This is a genomic window from Levilactobacillus angrenensis, assembly GCF_003946085.1.
GTDB classification, from domain to species: Bacteria; Bacillota; Bacilli; order Lactobacillales; family Lactobacillaceae; genus Levilactobacillus; species Levilactobacillus angrenensis.
The window spans coordinates 58,164-75,383 of record NZ_RHOB01000006.1 but is presented as its reverse complement, the minus strand read 5'-3'; the positions used below and the strand labels follow the sequence as shown (position 1 = coordinate 75,383).

12 protein-coding genes are annotated in these 17,220 nt (G+C 52.7%); 5 read left to right on the top strand and 7 right to left on the bottom strand.

Going from position 1 to position 17,220, the window contains the following annotated elements; translation table 11 throughout:
• The first annotated feature begins 16 nt into the window (after positions 1-16).
• Positions 17-1,627, top strand: a complete 1,611-nt coding sequence (gene rny, locus EKM83_RS04855; protein WP_125575505.1) for a ribonuclease Y — start codon at positions 17-19, stop codon at positions 1,625-1,627.
• A gap of 141 nt (positions 1,628-1,768) precedes the next feature.
• Here rny and EKM83_RS04850 read toward each other — a convergent pair whose 3' ends face one another.
• Together EKM83_RS04850 and EKM83_RS04845 are read right to left on the bottom strand one after the other, a co-directional pair.
• Positions 1,769-3,346: a bifunctional metallophosphatase/5'-nucleotidase gene (locus EKM83_RS04850; RefSeq protein ID WP_125575504.1), complete on the bottom strand. Its 1,578-nt coding sequence runs from the start codon at positions 3,344-3,346 to the stop codon at positions 1,769-1,771.
• An 890-nt stretch (positions 3,347-4,236) separates the two neighbouring features.
• Entirely contained in the window at positions 4,237-6,312 is a 2,076-nt protein-coding gene (locus EKM83_RS04845; protein ID WP_125575503.1) for a cation:proton antiporter, read from the bottom strand.
• A gap of 538 nt (positions 6,313-6,850) precedes the next feature.
• Between EKM83_RS04845 and spx the strand changes: the two genes are divergently transcribed.
• Positions 6,851-7,249 carry a transcriptional regulator Spx gene (spx, locus tag EKM83_RS04840; protein ID WP_125575502.1) on the top strand — a complete coding sequence of 133 codons (399 nt, stop codon included), beginning with the start codon at positions 6,851-6,853 and terminating at the stop codon, positions 7,247-7,249.
• Between the two features lie 156 nt (positions 7,250-7,405).
• On the opposite strand, the gene EKM83_RS04835 is transcribed toward spx, so the two are convergent.
• Both EKM83_RS04835 and EKM83_RS04830 read right to left on the bottom strand, forming a co-directional pair.
• The gene (locus tag EKM83_RS04835; RefSeq protein WP_125575501.1) at positions 7,406-7,690 is read right to left on the bottom strand and encodes an ATP cone domain-containing protein; all 285 of its coding nucleotides are present in this window, start codon (positions 7,688-7,690) and stop codon (positions 7,406-7,408) included.
• Positions 7,691-7,908: 218 nt separating this feature from the next.
• The gene (locus EKM83_RS04830; RefSeq protein WP_125575500.1) at positions 7,909-8,841 is read right to left on the bottom strand and encodes a ketopantoate reductase family protein; all 933 of its coding nucleotides are present in this window, start codon (positions 8,839-8,841) and stop codon (positions 7,909-7,911) included.
• 167 nt (positions 8,842-9,008) lie between these two features.
• Between EKM83_RS04830 and EKM83_RS04825 the strand changes: the two genes are divergently transcribed.
• Positions 9,009-10,982, top strand: a complete 1,974-nt coding sequence (locus tag EKM83_RS04825; RefSeq protein ID WP_125575499.1) for a S9 family peptidase — start codon at positions 9,009-9,011, stop codon at positions 10,980-10,982.
• A 485-nt stretch (positions 10,983-11,467) separates the two neighbouring features.
• Positions 11,468-13,078: a putative polysaccharide biosynthesis protein gene (locus tag EKM83_RS04820; RefSeq protein ID WP_125575498.1), complete on the top strand. Its 1,611-nt coding sequence runs from the start codon at positions 11,468-11,470 to the stop codon at positions 13,076-13,078.
• A gap of 843 nt (positions 13,079-13,921) precedes the next feature.
• Here EKM83_RS04820 and EKM83_RS04815 read toward each other — a convergent pair.
• Together EKM83_RS04815 and EKM83_RS04810 are read right to left on the bottom strand one after the other, a co-directional pair.
• A complete protein-coding gene (locus EKM83_RS04815; RefSeq protein ID WP_125575497.1) occupies positions 13,922-14,395 on the bottom strand; it encodes a C40 family peptidase in 474 nt (157 codons plus the stop codon).
• 154 nt (positions 14,396-14,549) lie between these two features.
• Positions 14,550-15,506: a linear amide C-N hydrolase gene (locus tag EKM83_RS04810; protein ID WP_125575496.1), complete on the bottom strand. Its 957-nt coding sequence runs from the start codon at positions 15,504-15,506 to the stop codon at positions 14,550-14,552.
• Between the two features lie 160 nt (positions 15,507-15,666).
• On the opposite strand from EKM83_RS04810, the gene EKM83_RS04805 reads away from it, so the two are divergent.
• Positions 15,667-16,293 (top strand): LVIS_2131 family protein, encoded by a 627-nt coding sequence (locus EKM83_RS04805; RefSeq protein WP_125575495.1) that lies wholly within the window; start codon positions 15,667-15,669, stop codon positions 16,291-16,293.
• A gap of 197 nt (positions 16,294-16,490) precedes the next feature.
• On the opposite strand, the gene EKM83_RS04800 is transcribed toward EKM83_RS04805, so the two are convergent.
• Complete coding sequence (locus tag EKM83_RS04800; RefSeq protein WP_125575494.1) at positions 16,491-17,045, bottom strand: M15 family metallopeptidase; 555 nt, start codon at positions 17,043-17,045, stop codon at positions 16,491-16,493.
• Positions 17,046-17,220 lie beyond the last annotated feature (175 nt).

Below are 17,220 nucleotides of genomic sequence, written 5' to 3'. Positions count from 1 at the left end.
AAGGAGCACGACCAATTTGCTAAATACAGGACTCATCATCGGTCTCCTATTGATCGGATTGCTGGTCGGCTATCTGGTGCGCCGTCACAAGCATCGTCAGGAGCTCCTGGCGGTTCAGGAACAGGCTCGTGGCATCATTGCCCAGGCCAAGACGAAAACGCAGCAGCGTGTGGCAAAATTAAACGCTGAAGCCAAGCGTGACACGTTAGCCTATCAACAGTCAGTTAAAGATGAATTGACCGAACAAAAAAATGATATTGCTGTCAGAGAACAACGGCGACAACAACGCGAACAGTTACTGGGCCAAATGAGTGTCCGGTTAGACGACCAAACGGCGATGTTAGACGAGCGGAGTCAAAGTAACCGCGACCAACGGCAGGCCATTCACGGCTTGCGAGATGACGCGGCAGTCTTACGGACGACGCGCGACGAGACGCTGGCTGACCGGGCCGGGATGGACGACGCGGCGGCTAAGGACCACGTGTTACAAGACACTGAGTTGGCCTTGAAACGGGACCGCGACATTGAGATCAAAGCCCTCAATGATAACGCCGTAGCCAACGCTGAAAAATGGGCCAAAGACGTGGTATTATCTGCCACGGAAAGCGGTCCGCAAGACTTACCCAAGGAACACATGGAGCACACCGTGACCGTGCCCAACGGTGAGATTCGCAGTAAGATCATCGGCCGCGATGGCCAGCACATTCGTTTGTTAGAAACGCTGACCGGGACTGACCTGATCTTCGTGCCGGATGACAACACCACGTTATTTATTAGCACGCACGATCCGATTCGCCGCGAAGTTGCCCGACTGGCGTTGACCAATTTGGTCGCCAGTCGCCGCATTTCGGCTAACCAGATTGAAACGCAGGTGGAAAACGCCCAACGCGACGTCAACCACAGCCTCTGGGAAACCGGGGAACAAACCGTCAGTCTCTTACACGTGGGGTGGATGCATCCCGATTTGATGAAGCTGATCGGTCGTCTCAAGTACCGGACCAGTTACGGGCAAAACGTTCTCCTGCACTCGATTGAAGTGGCCCAACTGACCGGGGCCATGGCGGCTCGTTTGGGGTACAACACCCGTTTGGCCCGCCGTGCCGGTCTCTTACACGACATTGGGAAAGCCATCGACCACGAAGTCGAGGGAACCCACGTGGAAATCGGGACGGAATTTGCTCAGAAGTATGGCGAGGACGACGTGGTCATCAATGCCATTGCGGCCCACCATGGGGATGTCGAAAAGACGTCACCGCTGGCTGATTTGGTGGCGGCTGCTGATGCCGTTTCCGGTGCGCGGCCAGGGGCTCGAAGCGAATCCGTTGAAGATTACATCAATCGGTTGCGCGCTTTGGAAAAAATCGCTAACGACCAAGAGGGTGTCGCGGAAAGCTACGCCATTCAAGCCGGCCGGGAACTGCGGATTATCGTCAAGCCCAAGGAATTGGATGACCATGCCGCGGCCAGCCTGACCCAAGAAGTGGCCAAGCAGATTGAAAACACGCTGACCTATCCCGGGAAAATCAAGGTCACTACGATTCGCCAGTCGACGGCGGTCGAGTATGTCGGCGATGAAAAGAAAAAGACCAAAAAGAAGAAAAAGAAAAAGGCGGCTAGTGCGAGCTAGTCGGCCTGTGAAGGAATCCGCTTCAACACGCTGTCTGATAGACACCGTGTTGAAGCGGATTTTTTGTCTAATTCGACGAAAAAAGGCTATTCTCAGTCAGCCACACAAAGTGGTGAAACCAGGATAACCTTTTTTAAAGTCTCAGTGACGCGGTTCATTGATAATCGTGAAGTTGGCGTTGGCCGTGGCGTCAATCACCGGATGTTCCTGGAGATAGTCGGCGATGATTTCACTCATGGCCCCTTGGCTTTCAGCGATGATCTTGTCAGCACTGTACATGCTGTAGTGACCGCCACCGACCGCGCGATACTGGTTTAACACGATGCGTAAGGGCTGGTCAGGCGTGACGGGCTGGCCGTGGTAGGTCAGGTGCTCCACACGTTGACCGACGGGATTGGCGATGTTTAAGGTATAATCGATACCCTCATACATGTCGTAATTGTACTGGCGATGTTTGGGATGAATGAAGGCGGGGTTCACGATGATCTTGCCGTCTTCATTACTGAAGTAGCGGGCACTGACCTCCAGCGCCGCGCGCAAGTCTGCCCCAGTGATGTTGAGCAGGGACAGCCCGTTGGGATAGACGTAGTTGGTCATGATATTGCGCATGGTGATTGGATTCTCAAAGCCGCGCGCTTCATTGTTGAAGAGGGCCGTGGCGGAAATGTCCGCGCCCATCGTGGCCATTTGGACCTTTTGAATGAATTCGATGTACGGCGTCTCGTGGATGCGGGCATCAAAGGGATCATCAAAGGTCATGTCGCCCTTGATGTGGCCGAGTGGTTGGTCGAGCCAGTGGCCCACCGCCGCATTCAAGTCGCTAGCCGCATTGAGAACTTTCTGATCTAGCGGTGCCTCTTGCGCGGAGACCAGTTCGGAATGATGCTGCGTCACGGTCACCTGACCGTGGGCATCGCGGTCGAGGTCCAGCGTGATTTTACCCACGGCTTGGCCCCGGAACCCAGGTTGGGTCGTGGGGATGTCAAAGACGTCCGTGGCCAGTTGGCGATGCTGATGGCCGGTCACCAAAGCATCGATGCCCGGAATGGCCTCTAAAATGTGGTAGGCTTCGTTTTCGCCAACGTGAATGTCATTAGGCTGCCCCGTGGTCAAATCGCGCTCAAAGCCGCCGTGGTAGCACACAATGACCACGTCTGCCTGTTCACGGATGATCGGGACGTATTTTTTGGCCGCAATGAAGGCCGATTCAAATTGCAGGCCGCTGATATTCGTCGCCTTTTCCCATTTATAGACGGCTTGAGTCGTTAACCCCAGCACGCCAATCTTGAGCCCATCTTTTTCAATAATTTTGTACGGCTGCCCATATTCAGGGTCACCGTTTTTGTCTAAAATATTGGCACATAAAATCGTGCGCTTAGCATCACGAATCGCGGCCTGAAGGTATTCCTGGCCGTAGTTAAACTCATGATTGCCCAAAATGCCACAATCATAATCGATTTGATTGTAAATGTTGATCAGTGGCTGTGGGTCGCGTTTAGGCTGGACTCGCGCCACGTAGTAAGCCAGCGGTGAGCCTTCCAGAAAATCCCCGTTCTCAATGGTCACGACGGGGCCTTGTTCCTTGGCAGCGGCTTGCTCGCGGGCGATGACCGTGGCCGCACGGGCCAGGCCAAACCCTTGGTGGCTTCCCTTCTTCACGTAGTTCGTGGGGAAGACGTACCCGTGGGTATCACTTGTCGATAAAATTGTCAGCTTCATTGTAATGTCACCCTCCAATAGGAAGTCTGGCTGGCCACGGGTCACGTAGACCAGTTGCTGGCAGACCGTTCGCGAAAAGACGCCGAATCTTTAACGTGTTAAAGAAATTATAAGCTAGTTTGGGTTGCGTGTAAATTTTAGCTGGCTAAAATCGTAAAAAATTGTGAATTTTCTTCCTGAAAACGATTCCGGGTGGTAAAAAATCGCTGCTGGCATCATGACTGCTGGCCGCCTTACCGGTCGCTAACGAATTCTCGGTTTGCCGGTACAATTGACCAAACTAGGGGCCTGCGTCGGCTGATTGCAACGGCAGACGGGCAGCAATCTCAGTTCCAGGGTAACAAAAAACGGCGGCCAGGCCTTGATTACCTGCGTCGTCGCTTAGAGGATAATGTATCTTACGTTTGGAGTGGGCTGGTTGCAGTAGCAGTGCCGCCCTTTTTTTACTTGGAGGAGTAAAATTGGTAACTTATTCGTTTGTTTTAGTCGTAAGTTATGAATTTACTATACCAACAAATTGTGAAGAAAATGTGACGCGAATATTACAATCACACCGACTTTGCACGAACTCGTTTAGGGGGAGAACTATCGAAACCAATCGGCTCGACACGTTTGATAGTACGCTGAAGCCGCCTAAACGTGGTCGGCGTGAGATGGACTTAAAGTTGAAAGCTGAATTGATACGTTGACTCCTGGAGCAGCATTTTATCCACCAAGATTAGTGAAACCAGGGCCTGCTCTGAGGAACACCTCCAGTTTATAGCGTCGCCACAGCTAGCGCCATTCTGGCTACCTCTGGCAGGGTGGGACTTATCAGCAATATCAAAGACTAGTTGTTAAATCAACTGCTGACTGGGGCTAACCCAACCGCTACTAGCACCCCTTAGGTCTTAATCCGTACCTGCATTTTCCTGCATGTACAGCATTTGGTCGGTCGAAATCTGTTGGTACAACTCATCGGCCAGTGCGGGGGACAGGAGATCAGCGCTGCGTTGCTGGCGAATATAAGTGTATTCATACTGGAAGGCCTGAATGAACAATTCGCTCTCTAAATCGGTGGTCTCCTTGGAGACGAAGCGGCGGTGCCGGGCGTTGTAGTAGTTCCGCACCGCATTGACTTCCGTTTGATTGTCCACGCTGGAAACATTATTTAGGAAGCTAGCCACATTGTTGTAAATGTCCGCTTCGATGGTCAAAAAGTTTTCCCGGCGTTTGGCATCAGCTTGCGGGTTACGCGCCGGTCGTTGGCGCGGTGTTTGCTGTTCTTGGTGGATGCGTTGTTCTTGCAACCGTTCTTGTTCAGCCGTGTGTGGCGTTTGCGCTAACCGTTGACGTTGCTGGGCAATGCGTTGGTCGCGGTGTTGTCGGCGACTGACCATGTGTGTCAGGCGGTGGCCCACAAACCGGAACCACAGCGTGAGGTTGACGAAAGGATTGTTACTGCTCATCTGGGTCTTGAGGACCAGCATCCGCACGTAGCGGTTCGCATAGCCAGCGGGAATGACGCCTTGGTCAGCCAGCTCCTGGACCGTTTGTACTTCGATCTCAGTCGCTTGATTCAACAGGTCTCGGACCTTGCGTTTGTCCGGTCGGTCGGCGGTCGCTTGGCTATTCAAAATTTCAATGACGGCTTGCGTTGCACTGGGATTGTCCGGGTTTTCTTGGACCAACCGTTCACTGGCATAGGCCACCAGGGCTTTACGCTGCTGTAGCGCTTCAGCGGGATCCACGGGCTGTTCCTTGCTAGGCAAGATGTGGGGCATGATAATGGTGGGCACCAACAAACTTAAAATGATGACCACGGCGGCCACGAAAATCAGTGAATTCCGGAACGGAAAGGCGTGGCCGTTTAGCGTCAGTGGCAGTGAAAAGGCCATGGCCAGCGTGATGGTTCCGTGAACGCCGGAAAGGGCCCCGACTAGCGCATTGGTCCGCCGTTCATGGGCTTGCGAACGAATCAAGGCCCAGTCGAAGCGAATCCATAAATACCGGAGACCTAACATGACCAGGTACAAGACGACGGCCAGGAAAATCAGGATTGGTAGCGTCTTGGAGGTGTCTTGTTGAATATTTACCCAGACTGTCGGGAGTGAAACGCCCAGTAAAACGAAGACGAACCCGTTTAAAATGCTGGTCAGGAAATGCCAAGTCGAGCGGGTGACCAGTTGTAATTGCGTACTGGACAGTCGCAATTGCGTCGTGGAAAGGCTGTACATCAACCCCGCCGCCACGACCGCTAAGATACCAGAGAGGCCAACATGTTCAGCGGCCAAATAAATTAGGAAGGGGACCAAAACGTCGTAGGGAATAATCACACTGGCGGAATCTTTGCCGCTGCGGACCAGGAAGACCCGAGCCCAAACGGCTAGTACCCCCAGGATGAGGCCAATCAGCAGGCCACCGAAGAAGACGACCAGGAAGTGTTTGATCCCGCCGCCCACGGAAAATTTACCCGTGGTGAAGGCGGTCAGAGCCAGACTGAAGGCAACCAAACCGGAAGCGTCGTTGAAGAGTGATTCACGCTCCAGCATCCCCATGACGCGCTCGGGAACTGCCATATTGGTGGTAATGGAACTGACGGCCACGGCATCAGTCGGCGTAACGATGGCGGCCAGCGCGAAGGCCAGCGCCAATGGCAGGGTGGTCAGGATGGCGTGACTGAGATACCCCATCAAGATGACGGTGAGGATGGCCAAAATCACGGCCATTGACATGACGGACCCCACGTTACGCCGGAGTTCCTGGGCGTTGGCGTTGCGGCCGTCGTAAAACATTAACGGTGCAATGATCAGGAGCATGAATACCTCAGGTTCCAGGACAAAGTGGTGATATAGGGGAACCAGCGACAGCATCGCTCCGGCAAAAATCTGATAGAAAGCTTGGGGAATCACCGGGAAATACGGATAGACCGTATTGGCCACGATGGTTGCCAGCACAAGCAAGAGGACGGCATAGAAGACTTCCAAATTAATCCCTCCAGATGAGTTTATTCGTTACGTTTTATTCTACGCCAGTCGCTTTAAAAATGGCGGAAAAGTTCTCGAGAAATTCTGGGTAACTGGGGTTTGACCAATTTAAGGAAAGTGGCTAGAGGATAATGGGGAGTTGGGGAAAGAACAATGAATATTAATACTGCTTAAATGAATATCCATACATTTGGATGAAAAAGAGACGCCCGGCGAGATAGTTTGTAAAAGTTCAAAACTTATCAGCAGATAATTGGTCAATGGGTGAAACCTTGTAGCGGCGTGGCAAGCCGATGTTATGGCTATTTTATAGTTTCCTCACAAAGTTATTTTATGGTCAGACAATGGTTGGGAACCACAACCAACCCACTAAGAAATGTGGCGAATTATTTAGAAAGTTTCCAAAAAAGGTTGATTATTCATTCAATTGTGGTAACATATAAGTTGGTTCTACTAGATGGTTCAATGAATTGTTTAGGCGAGCTTAGTTACGTTGTCTGTTATCGTTACTCAATCCAACGATAAGGAAGTGCTGAATATGATCAATTTGTACATTGCACCAAGTAGCGCATCCAGCCGGAAAGCACGCGCTTGGCTGAAGGAACATGACATTGCGTTTAGAGAACGGAATATCAAGTCCAAGCCATTGAATGCAGCTGAGGTTAAACAGATCTTACGCTTAACCGAAAACGGTAGTGAAGACATTATTTCTACCCGTTCCAATGTATTCAAGGAACTGCACGTAGATCTCGATAGTCTGTCTGTCAGTCAACTCGTTGATTTGGTTGTGAAGTACCCTGACCTCATCAAGCGGCCGATCATCTTTGATGACAAGCGCCTGGAAGTTGGCTACAACGAAGAAGAAATTCGCCGGTTCTTACCACGTGAAGTGCGGACGGCAGAATTGCACCATTTGGAATCACAATTAAGCTCATAGATCGGATCGATCAGTTCTCGGGGGAGTGCTGGTCGGTTTTTTATTGAAAAATTTATAAAATGGCGGAAAAATAGTGCTCATGACTTGTGGCGAACCACAGGTGATGAGCACTATTTGTTTACAGTCAGCTTGAGTGTTGCAACCACAGAGTGTGGCTTAGTGACTGGCCTTTAAATAACTTTTGGCCATGTGTGCGTAGCCTAATTGCTCCAGCGTGTCGACAATCGTGGCCTGAATCGTACCGGTCGCGACGACGTCAAATCCCGCTAATTGCGCCACAATGAGGCTTTCTACCCGGTGCACGACAGTTGGGTCGTTAGTGAGGGCCGCCAGCGCCGCGTGGATTTTACGCGAATTAAACGGTATGTGTTTTCCGTTAGGGGTTTCCACGGTCAGACCGGTAGGGTCCACCGTCGCCTGAGATCTTCTAATAACGTCCATCGTCTTTAACCCTCCTAGGTTTTACGACTTCTTGGGGGAGCTAAATTTGCTGACCGAAAAAAGCCTGTACAACTATAGTACGATGAATTCAGAAAAAATACAACTAGATATAGGGGTGATTTTTGAAGAAATCCTACATATAGTAGCAAAACCACAGAGCGTGGTTCACTAAATTTTCTGTTAGTTATCACAGGTGGCTATTGACCCGCTACAATCAGTTAAGAAATTCCCTTGAGGGCCTCTTGCGCATGAATTTCTTGGGCCAAAATCGCGTTCGTGGGGGCTGGGACCCCGAGTTGATCCCCGAGCTTGGCGACGTAGCCGTTGAGAAAGTCAATTTCGGTTGGCCGGAGGTGCGCCATGTCCTGGTGCATCGACGGGTAATGGCCGCCGTTGGTTTCCGGTGAGAACTGAGCAGCAATCAGGTCGGTGACAGCCTTGGCGCTAAAGGAGATGTCCGCAGCGGTCGCCACAACTTCAAATTCGTTTAAGACCGCGTCATTGAGTGCCCGCCAGTTTGGCAGTGCGCCGAACTCGCCGATATTGCAGTCGAAGAGCGTGCAGTAGGTATTGAGCACACTGTTGAGCCCGGCTTTTTTCCAAATGGCGGCCATAACGTTGTCCGCCTCGCTGGCGTTGAGGCCAGCATCATTCAGCGTGGTCAATAGGCCAGGCAAGTCCGCGAACTCGTCTGGAACCACGGCCTGTAGTGAAATGCTCCCGGTCCCCGTCACCTTGATATGGCCGGGTCCTGGCATACCGGAGGACCAAACCGTCGTCCCGACGACGATTTGGCGCTTAGGCACGTGGCGTTCAATGGTCTCGACGTTACCAATCCCGTTGGCCAGCGTTAAGACCATGGGGTGGTTGCCTAAGATACCACTGATGTCTTGCAACATCTGGTCCATCTGCATGGCTTTGGTAAAGAGGATGACCAGGTCAAATTCCCCGGTCACGGCTTGTGGCGCCACCGCCGTTAGATGATAGACGTGGTCGGTCCCATCGTCAGTCGTTACCGTCAGACCATGCTGATTGATTGCCGCGACGTGAGCCGCCCAGTTGTCGATCAACGTGACTTGGTTACCAGCTGCTTGGAGTTTAACGCCAAATCGGCTACCCATGGCGCCAGCTCCTGCAATCGCAATTTTCATGTTCAATTCACTCCTTTAATCGTGTTAAGTTCAGTGTAGCAGGTTTTGTTGCGGTCGTGGGCGAAAAGCGTGTAATCATGATTGACATTGGCAAACCACTGGGCTAAGATGAAAAACAATTATTTGATGAGAAAATAATGAGAAAATACATAATAGGAGTGATGCGTATGGCAAAGGGTGTTAGTGCTCAGGATCTGTTTAAGTTAAAATCGGTGACCCAACCGCTAGCGACAGGAAATCAGGTTGTCTTCGTGGAAAACGGTATTGACGAAGCCGCCAATGACTATCGCGCGCAACTCAAGCGCCTCGATGCGGCCGGCTATCCGCAAACAGTGGCGGTCAACGGTCGGCTGAACGTTCAACCAGCCGTGGCGGGCGACCAGCTCTTTTACGCGGCCAACGTGGGTGACGCCAAGGCGCAACTCTTTCAGGTCAACGTCACGGGTGGTGAGCCCAAGTTAGTGACCACGACCGGTCAAAACGAAGCCGTGAACACGGTGATTGCCGCCGCGGACGGTCGGAGCGTGTTTTTCAAGACGACCGAAACGGCTGAGCAACCCAAGCTGCCGAGTCCGCAAAAATTTCCGCAGACCCGTCACGTGGAACGGCTGATCAATAAGGCCGATGGCTACGGCTGGTTGCCTCTGAACGTGACCTATCGCTTACGCCGGTATCAGCCGGCGACGGGTGTGGTAGAGGAGCTCTTCCAGCAGGGTGCTGACTTTAGTTTGACCTCAGTCAGCGACGATGGCCAGGCAGTCACCATTTTACAAGATGACCAGCCGGACAACGACCGCGACTTTGCCCACGGCGCTTACCGCTTTGACGTGGTGACCCGTGAGTTGACCGACTTGACGGCTAGTTTTGCGCAGGGGCATTTTGACGACGCCACGCTTTCACCGGATGGCCAACAGGTCGCGCTGATTGGTGACGATGGCGCGTTTGGCCGCCATACCGTAGCCAACCTGTATCTGGTCGACCAGGCGGGCCAACACGTGACCAACTTGACGGCTGAGCTGCAGGCCGACCTGGCCCCAGAATTTGCGGGCGATTTCGTTCAGCAGGCGGGGGGAAAATTGGTGCGGTGGCTGAGCGCCGACCAAGTCGTCTTTGCGGCGTGCTTCCATGCCCACAGCCAACTCTACGTGGGTGATGCGCAGGGCGTAAAATTGGTGGACGACACGGCGCGGCAAATCGTGGACTTCACCGTTGTCGATGCCCAGACGGTGGTCTTGGCAGTTTCCTATCAGGACCAGCCGAGCGCCTTGGTCAAATTGGATTTGACGACGGGTCAAGAGACCGCGTTGTATGACCCCAACGCCGCCTACGAAGACACGCATGAATTTGCCCATCCGCAGCGCTTTGACTTTCAAGCCGAAGACGGTCAAGCGCTAGAAGGCTGGTATTTACCGGCCCAAACGACGGCTGCTAAACAACCCGTTTTGCTCTACGTGCATGGCGGTCCGCACGCTAACTATGGGGAAACGTTCTTCTATGAATTCCAGGTCCACGCGAGCCGCGGCTTTGGGGTGGTCTTCTTCAATCCCCGCGGGTCGACCAGTTACGGCCAGGCCTTCGAAGACCACGTCAACGGCCACTATGGTGAGGACGATTATACGGACGTGATGACGGGCTTAGATGAAGCCTTGACGCGCTTCCCGCAACTGGATGCTGACCGACAATACATCGCTGGGGGGTCCTACGGTGGGTTCATGACGACTTGGGCCGTGGGGCATACGCAGCGGTTTGCGGCGGCTGTGGCCCAACGTGCGGTGACCAACTGGATCAGCCTGTTTGGGACCAGCGACATTGGCTTTTACTTCAATCCAGAAGAATTGGCGACGGACTTGTTTGCGGAAGGGGGTGCCGCGGCGTATTGGCGGCAATCTCCGCTGGCGTATGCTCCGGACGTGACCACGCCGATTCGCCTGCTACACGGCGAGTGGGACATGCGTTGTCCCATCAGTCAATCGGAAGAGTACTTCACTGCGGTCAAACGGGCCGGTGTCGATGCGGATCTCGTCCGCTACCCGCAAAGCTTCCACGGCATCTCACGGGGCGGCTTGCCGAGCCTGCGTATCCAGCGACTGGACGACATGACGGACTGGTTCACGGCGCATCCATCTGTTGTTAACGATTAGGTACCAGTGACAGGCTAGTCAATCAGTAGTGTGTAAAAATTTCATTTAAAATTCTGGAGTTCGGGACGCGACTGTCCGGACTCCTTTTTCTTGTGTAAAGGTTGAAAGCTGAATTAGTATATTGACTCCCAGAGCGACAGCAGTTTGTCCACCAAAACTAGTGAAACCAGGGCCTGCGTCAGCCAAGGTGCCGCTTGCTCTGGGGAATACCGCCAGCCTGAGACGTGGGCCATCGGCTCAAAGCGAGGCCGAGACCGCACTTCAGGCTCGGCCCGGTCCGCCCACCGCGTTCCAGCGTCTACTCGCGCAACGGCAGGCGGCCAGTTAACACGCCTTAAGGTTGCCCGCAGCAACCGCCAATCGTTTGCCAAGTATCCTAAAATTTCACCGCTGCTTTGGCATTGGTTATGTACAGTGGTGGGTGAGAAGTGTATCCTGACTAGTGGTGCTTGACGCATTAGACTAGAAGAGTGAGAGCAAGTTTTATGGATAAAAAAATTATTTCTGGATCGTTTTGGCTCTCATTTGGGAGCATTTTTTCGCGGGTCTTAGGGGTGGTTTACCTGATTCCGTGGTTGGCGATGATTGGATCGCCGCAGCATCAAACCGTGGCGCAGGCGCTGTTCAACACGGCGTACACGCCCTATGCCTTATTCATCGCGCTGGGGACGGCGGGCTTTCCGTCCGCGATTGCTCGGCGGGTGGCGTTTTTTAATGGGGAAGATAGTTTTCAAAATTCTAAACACATTGCCGTAGCGGGTTTTGGCTTCATGGTGGCGTCCGGCGTCATCTGTGGCGCGCTACTGTACGGCTTGGCCCCGCTTTTGGCGGCCAACAGTCCTGTCAGTTCGGTGGCCAACGCGACGACGGCGATTCGCTGCTTGGTACCGGCCATTATCATCTTACCGTCTATGAGCATTTTGCGGGGATGGTTCCAGGGAAATGGGGACTTAAAGCCCTTTGGTATCTCACAACTGTGGGAACAGTTCATTCGCATCTTAGTGATTCTGGGCGGCACTTATTTGCTGATCGAGGTCTGGCATCAAAGTTATGTGCAGGCGGTCTTTATCAGTGTGGCGGCAGCCTTCGTCGGGGCAATCGGTAGTTATCTGTACCTGTTGGGCCATCTGTGGCGACAACGCGGGACGTACCGTCAGCTGGCGGCTAAGAGCCAGGATAAGAAGCAGCACGCGGCCGGCCAACTGCTGAAGATGATTGGCTATGAATCGATTCCCTTCGTGATTGTGGGGTCGGGAATTACCCTGAGTCAATTAGTGGATCAGTTGTTTTTCAAGCAAATCATGCAGGGGATGTTACATCAAACGGCGGCTATGACACAGTACGTCTTCACGATTTTTTCCGCTAATCCTAACAAGATTACCACGGTCATCGTGTCACTGGCCATGGCGGTGGCGGAAACGTCGCTACCGTTGCTGGCTAGTAAGTTAGGGGATATTAAACGGAATCGGCCGCAGATCAGTGCGTTATTAACGAATAATTTTCAGCTGTTAACGTTTGTCCTTTTGCCACTGGTCATCTTGGTCAGCGTATTTGCCTACCCAACGTACGGCATCTTCTTTAACTTTGACGGGGCGGGAGCGACCTACCTGGTGGCTAACGTCTGGCAAAGCCTGGTGCTGGGATTAGCGCTGGACCTATTGACGGTGTTACAAGCGCTGCGGATGAGTAAGAAGGCCACGACCTATCTCTTAACGGGGTTGGGCATTAAAATCGTGCTACAGTTGCCGTTCGTGTACGCATTTCAAGGTTACGGGGCCCTGCTGACGACGGGCATCGCCTTTGGCTGGATCACGTTGGTGAGTTGGCGGTTGATTCGCCGAAGCTATGCGGTTCAGGTGCGTGCCATCGGACCGATTGCCCGGCTAAACCTGATTTTTGCCGTGGTAGCCACGGTCTTGGTCGACGGTTGTCAATGGGCATTCGGCCACCTGTTTTTCACCAGCAAGCTCCTCGCCATGGGTTACGTTGGCGTGCTGGGCTTGGTGACGCTGGGCATTTACATCGTCTTGGCCAATCGGTTGGGCGTGGCCCAGTTGATTTTCAAACGGCCGATTAAATTGGCTTTGCGCCGGTAGATCAGTCGTCGTACCTATCAGAAAAAATCTGGACTTACCTGGTGGCTTAGACCAGCGCCAGTCCAACAAAAGGGACCACTAGCGAAAAGTGCTGGTGGTCCTTTTGTGTTAGGTAATTAAAGGTTGAAAGATGGAAATCAGCTAGAACCATTGTCACCGTGCGACTGATGGCGTAAAAATTAGTCGTTTACAGCTTCGTAGTGTGTACTGGTCGCCTACCGTCCGCCAACTATGGGTTGGAACGCAGTGGGCGGACCGGACCGAGCCTGAGAGACGGTCTCGGCCTCGCTTTGAGCCGGAAATCGCGTCTCAAAGACGCCAGTTGCCTAAGCGGCATGAAACCGCGCCGCTAAGGCAACTCCCACGGCTGAACCCATATTTGGCGGACTCTCGGCTACAGGAGTGCTTGCCAGTAAAAGTCGGCTTAGCCCCAGGTGGCGGCTGATCTAGCGACTAGTCTCTAACACAGTGTTGCTGATAATCACCGATCTGCCGGAGACAGACAGAGATGGAGCCAGCTGTGTCGACGGTGTTGGCTGAGGTCTTTTCTCAGCCTACAGCGTGGGGCGACTTTGGAGACTGACTGGTTTTGTCAGGCTTCAAAGCGAACTGGAAGCCCGCTCTTTGGCTGGAGGTGTCCCCCATAGCAGGCGGAATCTCTGGCTGACGCAGGCTCCTGGTTTCACTAATTTTAACGGACAGAACACTGTCGTTCCAGGGACTATCGCGTTAATGCTAATTTCAACCTTCAGTTAGGTAACCAAAAATCCCCCGTCGCGACCAACGACGGGGGATACAGTTTATTTCATTTATGAAGTTTGGAACTGTTAGTGGTGCTTAACTTTATTCGACATTACCAACGCGGGCGTAACCAACAGCGTGCCACCATGGGGCATGAACGGCTTCAGTCACAACGCCACGGTTTTGGGAATCGATCATCCGACCGTTACCGACGTATAACCCAACGTGAGAAATAGAACGCTTGGAACCACCGAAGAAGACCAAATCACCCTTCTTGATGTTCTTGTAGCTCACGTGCTTGTACTTGTTGTATTGTGCTTGAGCGGTCCGCGGAATCTTCTTGGAAGCGCCCTTCTTATAAACGTAGCTAGTAAAACCAGAGCAGTCAAAGCGGGAAGGACCAGTAGCGCCCCAGCCGTAAGGTTTCCCTAATTGGGCTTTGGCAACCTTGTGGATCTTGTCGTATGACATCGTAGCGGCACTAGCGTCAGTGGGTTGGGTAATTGCAAACCCGGCAATCGCAAAGGCTACAGTAGCCATCAAAGTTAAAATAATATCAGTCAACGTCTTCTTCATAAATGTAAACAAACTCCCTTTTCAATTAATTTTCGTATTTTGAATGTCGTGCTTCGTTTCAACAAGACTAATACTATCAGGGAGTTGTTACAGAATTGTCTCAAAGAAATATCAATCGGATTAAAGCTAACGTTAAGGTTTGCAACATTTAACGTTAATTAGCAGGGTAAGCGTGCGGAAAATGCTGATGTACCACCATTTCGGGGGTTAATTTGATTTGTTGCAAACGATGGGTCGTGCGGGGAATAAAGTTGTAAGTTAACCGGTCCAAGTCAATGACGCCCCGGTAATGGGTATAGTTATGGTTACCCTCGTGACGACGTAATGGGTCGTAAGGCAACTGGACCTCGGCTAACCAGCGAAAAAGTTGGGTGGTCGCGGCTGTAGTGGTCGTGGCTGGCGGGGTGCCCCATCGGCGCAACGCCATGTGGATGAAGCGCCGCGTTGGCACCGGGCCAGCAGGGAGGGGCTGGCCGCTGGCAAGGTAGGTCTGTGCGGCTTGCCGGGTCGCTGCGGTAAAGGTGGCGCCGGGAACCTGCAGGAAGTCGTTGAGATTTTGCAAGTGGGTGGCTAAGACCGGCGTGTTGGTCAAGACGCCCGCCGCATTGGATTGTGCCGTCAAGGGTCCGCCGGTGGGTTCGATCACCAGCGTTTGTCCCTGGCGGTCGCTCAAGATCCAGTGGAAGGGGTAGACGTAGCGGTCAGCGCCCCATTTGCGGCCGACTAAGGTGACTTGTGGCAGGTCGGCTACGACTTCGGCGAGGGTGGCATGTTCGCCCAACACCCAGTTGATAAAGTCCTGGGGCGTCAAATTGATTTGGCCAGCGACGGGGTCGTCCGCATAGTCGACGGCACCGGGCAGGTAAAGTTCGGCACACGTGATACCGGTTTCATTTACGCCGTCAGCCATGAGGTAGGCGCTGAAATCACTGGCGATGCGACCGCCACCCAGTAGCGCATAGCGGGTCGTTCGTGAGTCCCCCAACGCCGTGTGCCAGTGGTAGTTGCGCGGCAAAAAGACCGGCCGCCAGGGGGTCGTCGTTGGAAAATCCATCGTTCGGGCAAAAAAGTGGTGGCCTGTTGCGGCCGTATAGGTTAGACTAGTACACACGAGGGTTTCCTCCTTAATTGAAAATTAAAACTTGGGTGGTTAACGTTGCAGAATATCCATTTAAGTATACCATTATGGAGGAGACTGATTCGGTGAGCAAAACCATTAGCGAGAAAAGTACCATCAGTAAGAGACTTATTTTTGGAAGGGAACTGGGAAAATGAAATCGACATGGAACTTGGTCGGGATGGCACTGTGGTTGCTGGTCCTGGTAACGCTGGTCTGGATGGTCCACGACATGCGCGTGCGGCGTATCCGGCTGATTGTGAAGGAACACCACAGTTTTTCGTGGCGGAACTTTACCATTTCAACGATTGAGCTAGTGGTCTGGCTACTATTCTTCGGGGGAATGAGCTACACGACTTTCTTCCAAAACGTCAATCAGCTGGGCGACCGGGTCAGCCAAACCACCCGTTACGAGCCACTGGTCATCAACACGGGCAATGGCAACGGGTCGGCGTACTACGTGACGGTCAACAACAGTACCGGTAAAAAGCCAGTGCAGACCTATACATACCTGACCGAAGGGGAAAAATACCAGGTCAGCAGTACGGACGCCACGGTGTCGGCTGGCAAAAAAGCGATCAATTTACCAGCGTCGGCCTACACCTGGGATACCAAGAAGGTCGCCAAATACGACCAACGCCACCAACGCGCTTGGGTCGGGGTCATTGAGACGACTTACAAGAAGTCCTTTGTCAACGGCATCGGCTTGCACGCCGGCCGCTTGGCCAACCGCTTCACGCTGATTCGGATTCCGGATCATTCATTTATGCAAAGTGAATAGAAAAAATCGCCTGGCATTCTCAATCAATTTGAGAATGTCAGGCGATTTTGTTGTCCTAACTAAAGGTTGAAAGTTGAATTAATGTCTTGACTCCCGGAGCGACAGCGTTTTGTCCACCAGAACTAGTGAAACCAGAAGCCTGCGTCAGCCAGTTCTGCCTGCTCTGGGGAACGGTAAGGCGTCAGGTAAAAGAATTGTCAGAAGTCGTTGGGGTCCGCGGCGGCTGGTTCGTAGTCGTCCATTTCCGTGTCGCGGTAGTCCCACCATTCGTTTTCGTAGCCGAAGAAGCCGGCTGCTTCCATGGCTTGGTTGAGGATTTGGTAGTGTTTTTCTTGAGTAGCGGTGCGGGGATGGTCTCGGTGCGCCGCTGAAGTGAAGTCGTCAAAGGGCGTTTGCATTTCTAACTCGTTGCCGTCGCTATCACACAGCGTTAGGTCAAAGGTCACGCCCTTTTGGTGAGAAAAATTCGGGTTCGGCTTGGCCACGAAGGACGGGTCAGGATAAACCTCATACAATTTTTCTTGAGCAGGAACGGGACGATAGGCGTCCCACACCTTGAGTCGGTAGCCTTGTTCCCGTAATAACGCGCTGGCACGGGCGAGCTTCTTAGCCGTCCCGGTCCGCGCGATGGCGGTCGTGAAATCATAAATCACGTGATGAGTAAAATTGTCAGTGGTGGCATAGCGCAGGTCGACCAGGATGCTGGGGTCCAGCGCTTGAACGTTGGTAAAGCCAGTTTCGAGTTGTGACATGGGGCACCTCCGAAATGTATTCTGCGGCTAGCTAAATTAAGCTGAACGCCGCTACTTATCCCTAGTATACTGGGTTTTCGTGGGGAAAGCTTGTGAAGTGCCTCGGAGGAATTTTGCCACGAAAAAACGACTGACCTGATTAGCAAGTCAGTCGTTAGTCGGGAAACACGAAAGT

Coding starts and splice junctions, on each gene's coding strand:
- spx (WP_125575502.1), top strand. CDS start 6,851: ATGATCAATTTGTACATTGCACCAAGTAGCGCATCCAGCCGGAAAGCA.
- EKM83_RS04805 (WP_125575495.1), top strand. CDS start 15,667: ATGAAATCGACATGGAACTTGGTCGGGATGGCACTGTGGTTGCTGGTC.
- EKM83_RS04825 (WP_125575499.1), top strand. CDS start 9,009: ATGGCAAAGGGTGTTAGTGCTCAGGATCTGTTTAAGTTAAAATCGGTG.
- EKM83_RS04835 (WP_125575501.1), bottom strand. CDS start 7,690: ATGGACGTTATTAGAAGATCTCAGGCGACGGTGGACCCTACCGGTCTG.
- EKM83_RS04800 (WP_125575494.1), bottom strand. CDS start 17,045: ATGTCACAACTCGAAACTGGCTTTACCAACGTTCAAGCGCTGGACCCC.
- EKM83_RS04820 (WP_125575498.1), top strand. CDS start 11,468: ATGGATAAAAAAATTATTTCTGGATCGTTTTGGCTCTCATTTGGGAGC.
- EKM83_RS04850 (WP_125575504.1), bottom strand. CDS start 3,346: ATGAAGCTGACAATTTTATCGACAAGTGATACCCACGGGTACGTCTTC.
- EKM83_RS04830 (WP_125575500.1), bottom strand. CDS start 8,841: ATGAAAATTGCGATTGCAGGAGCTGGCGCCATGGGTAGCCGATTTGGC.
- EKM83_RS04815 (WP_125575497.1), bottom strand. CDS start 14,395: ATGAAGAAGACGTTGACTGATATTATTTTAACTTTGATGGCTACTGTA.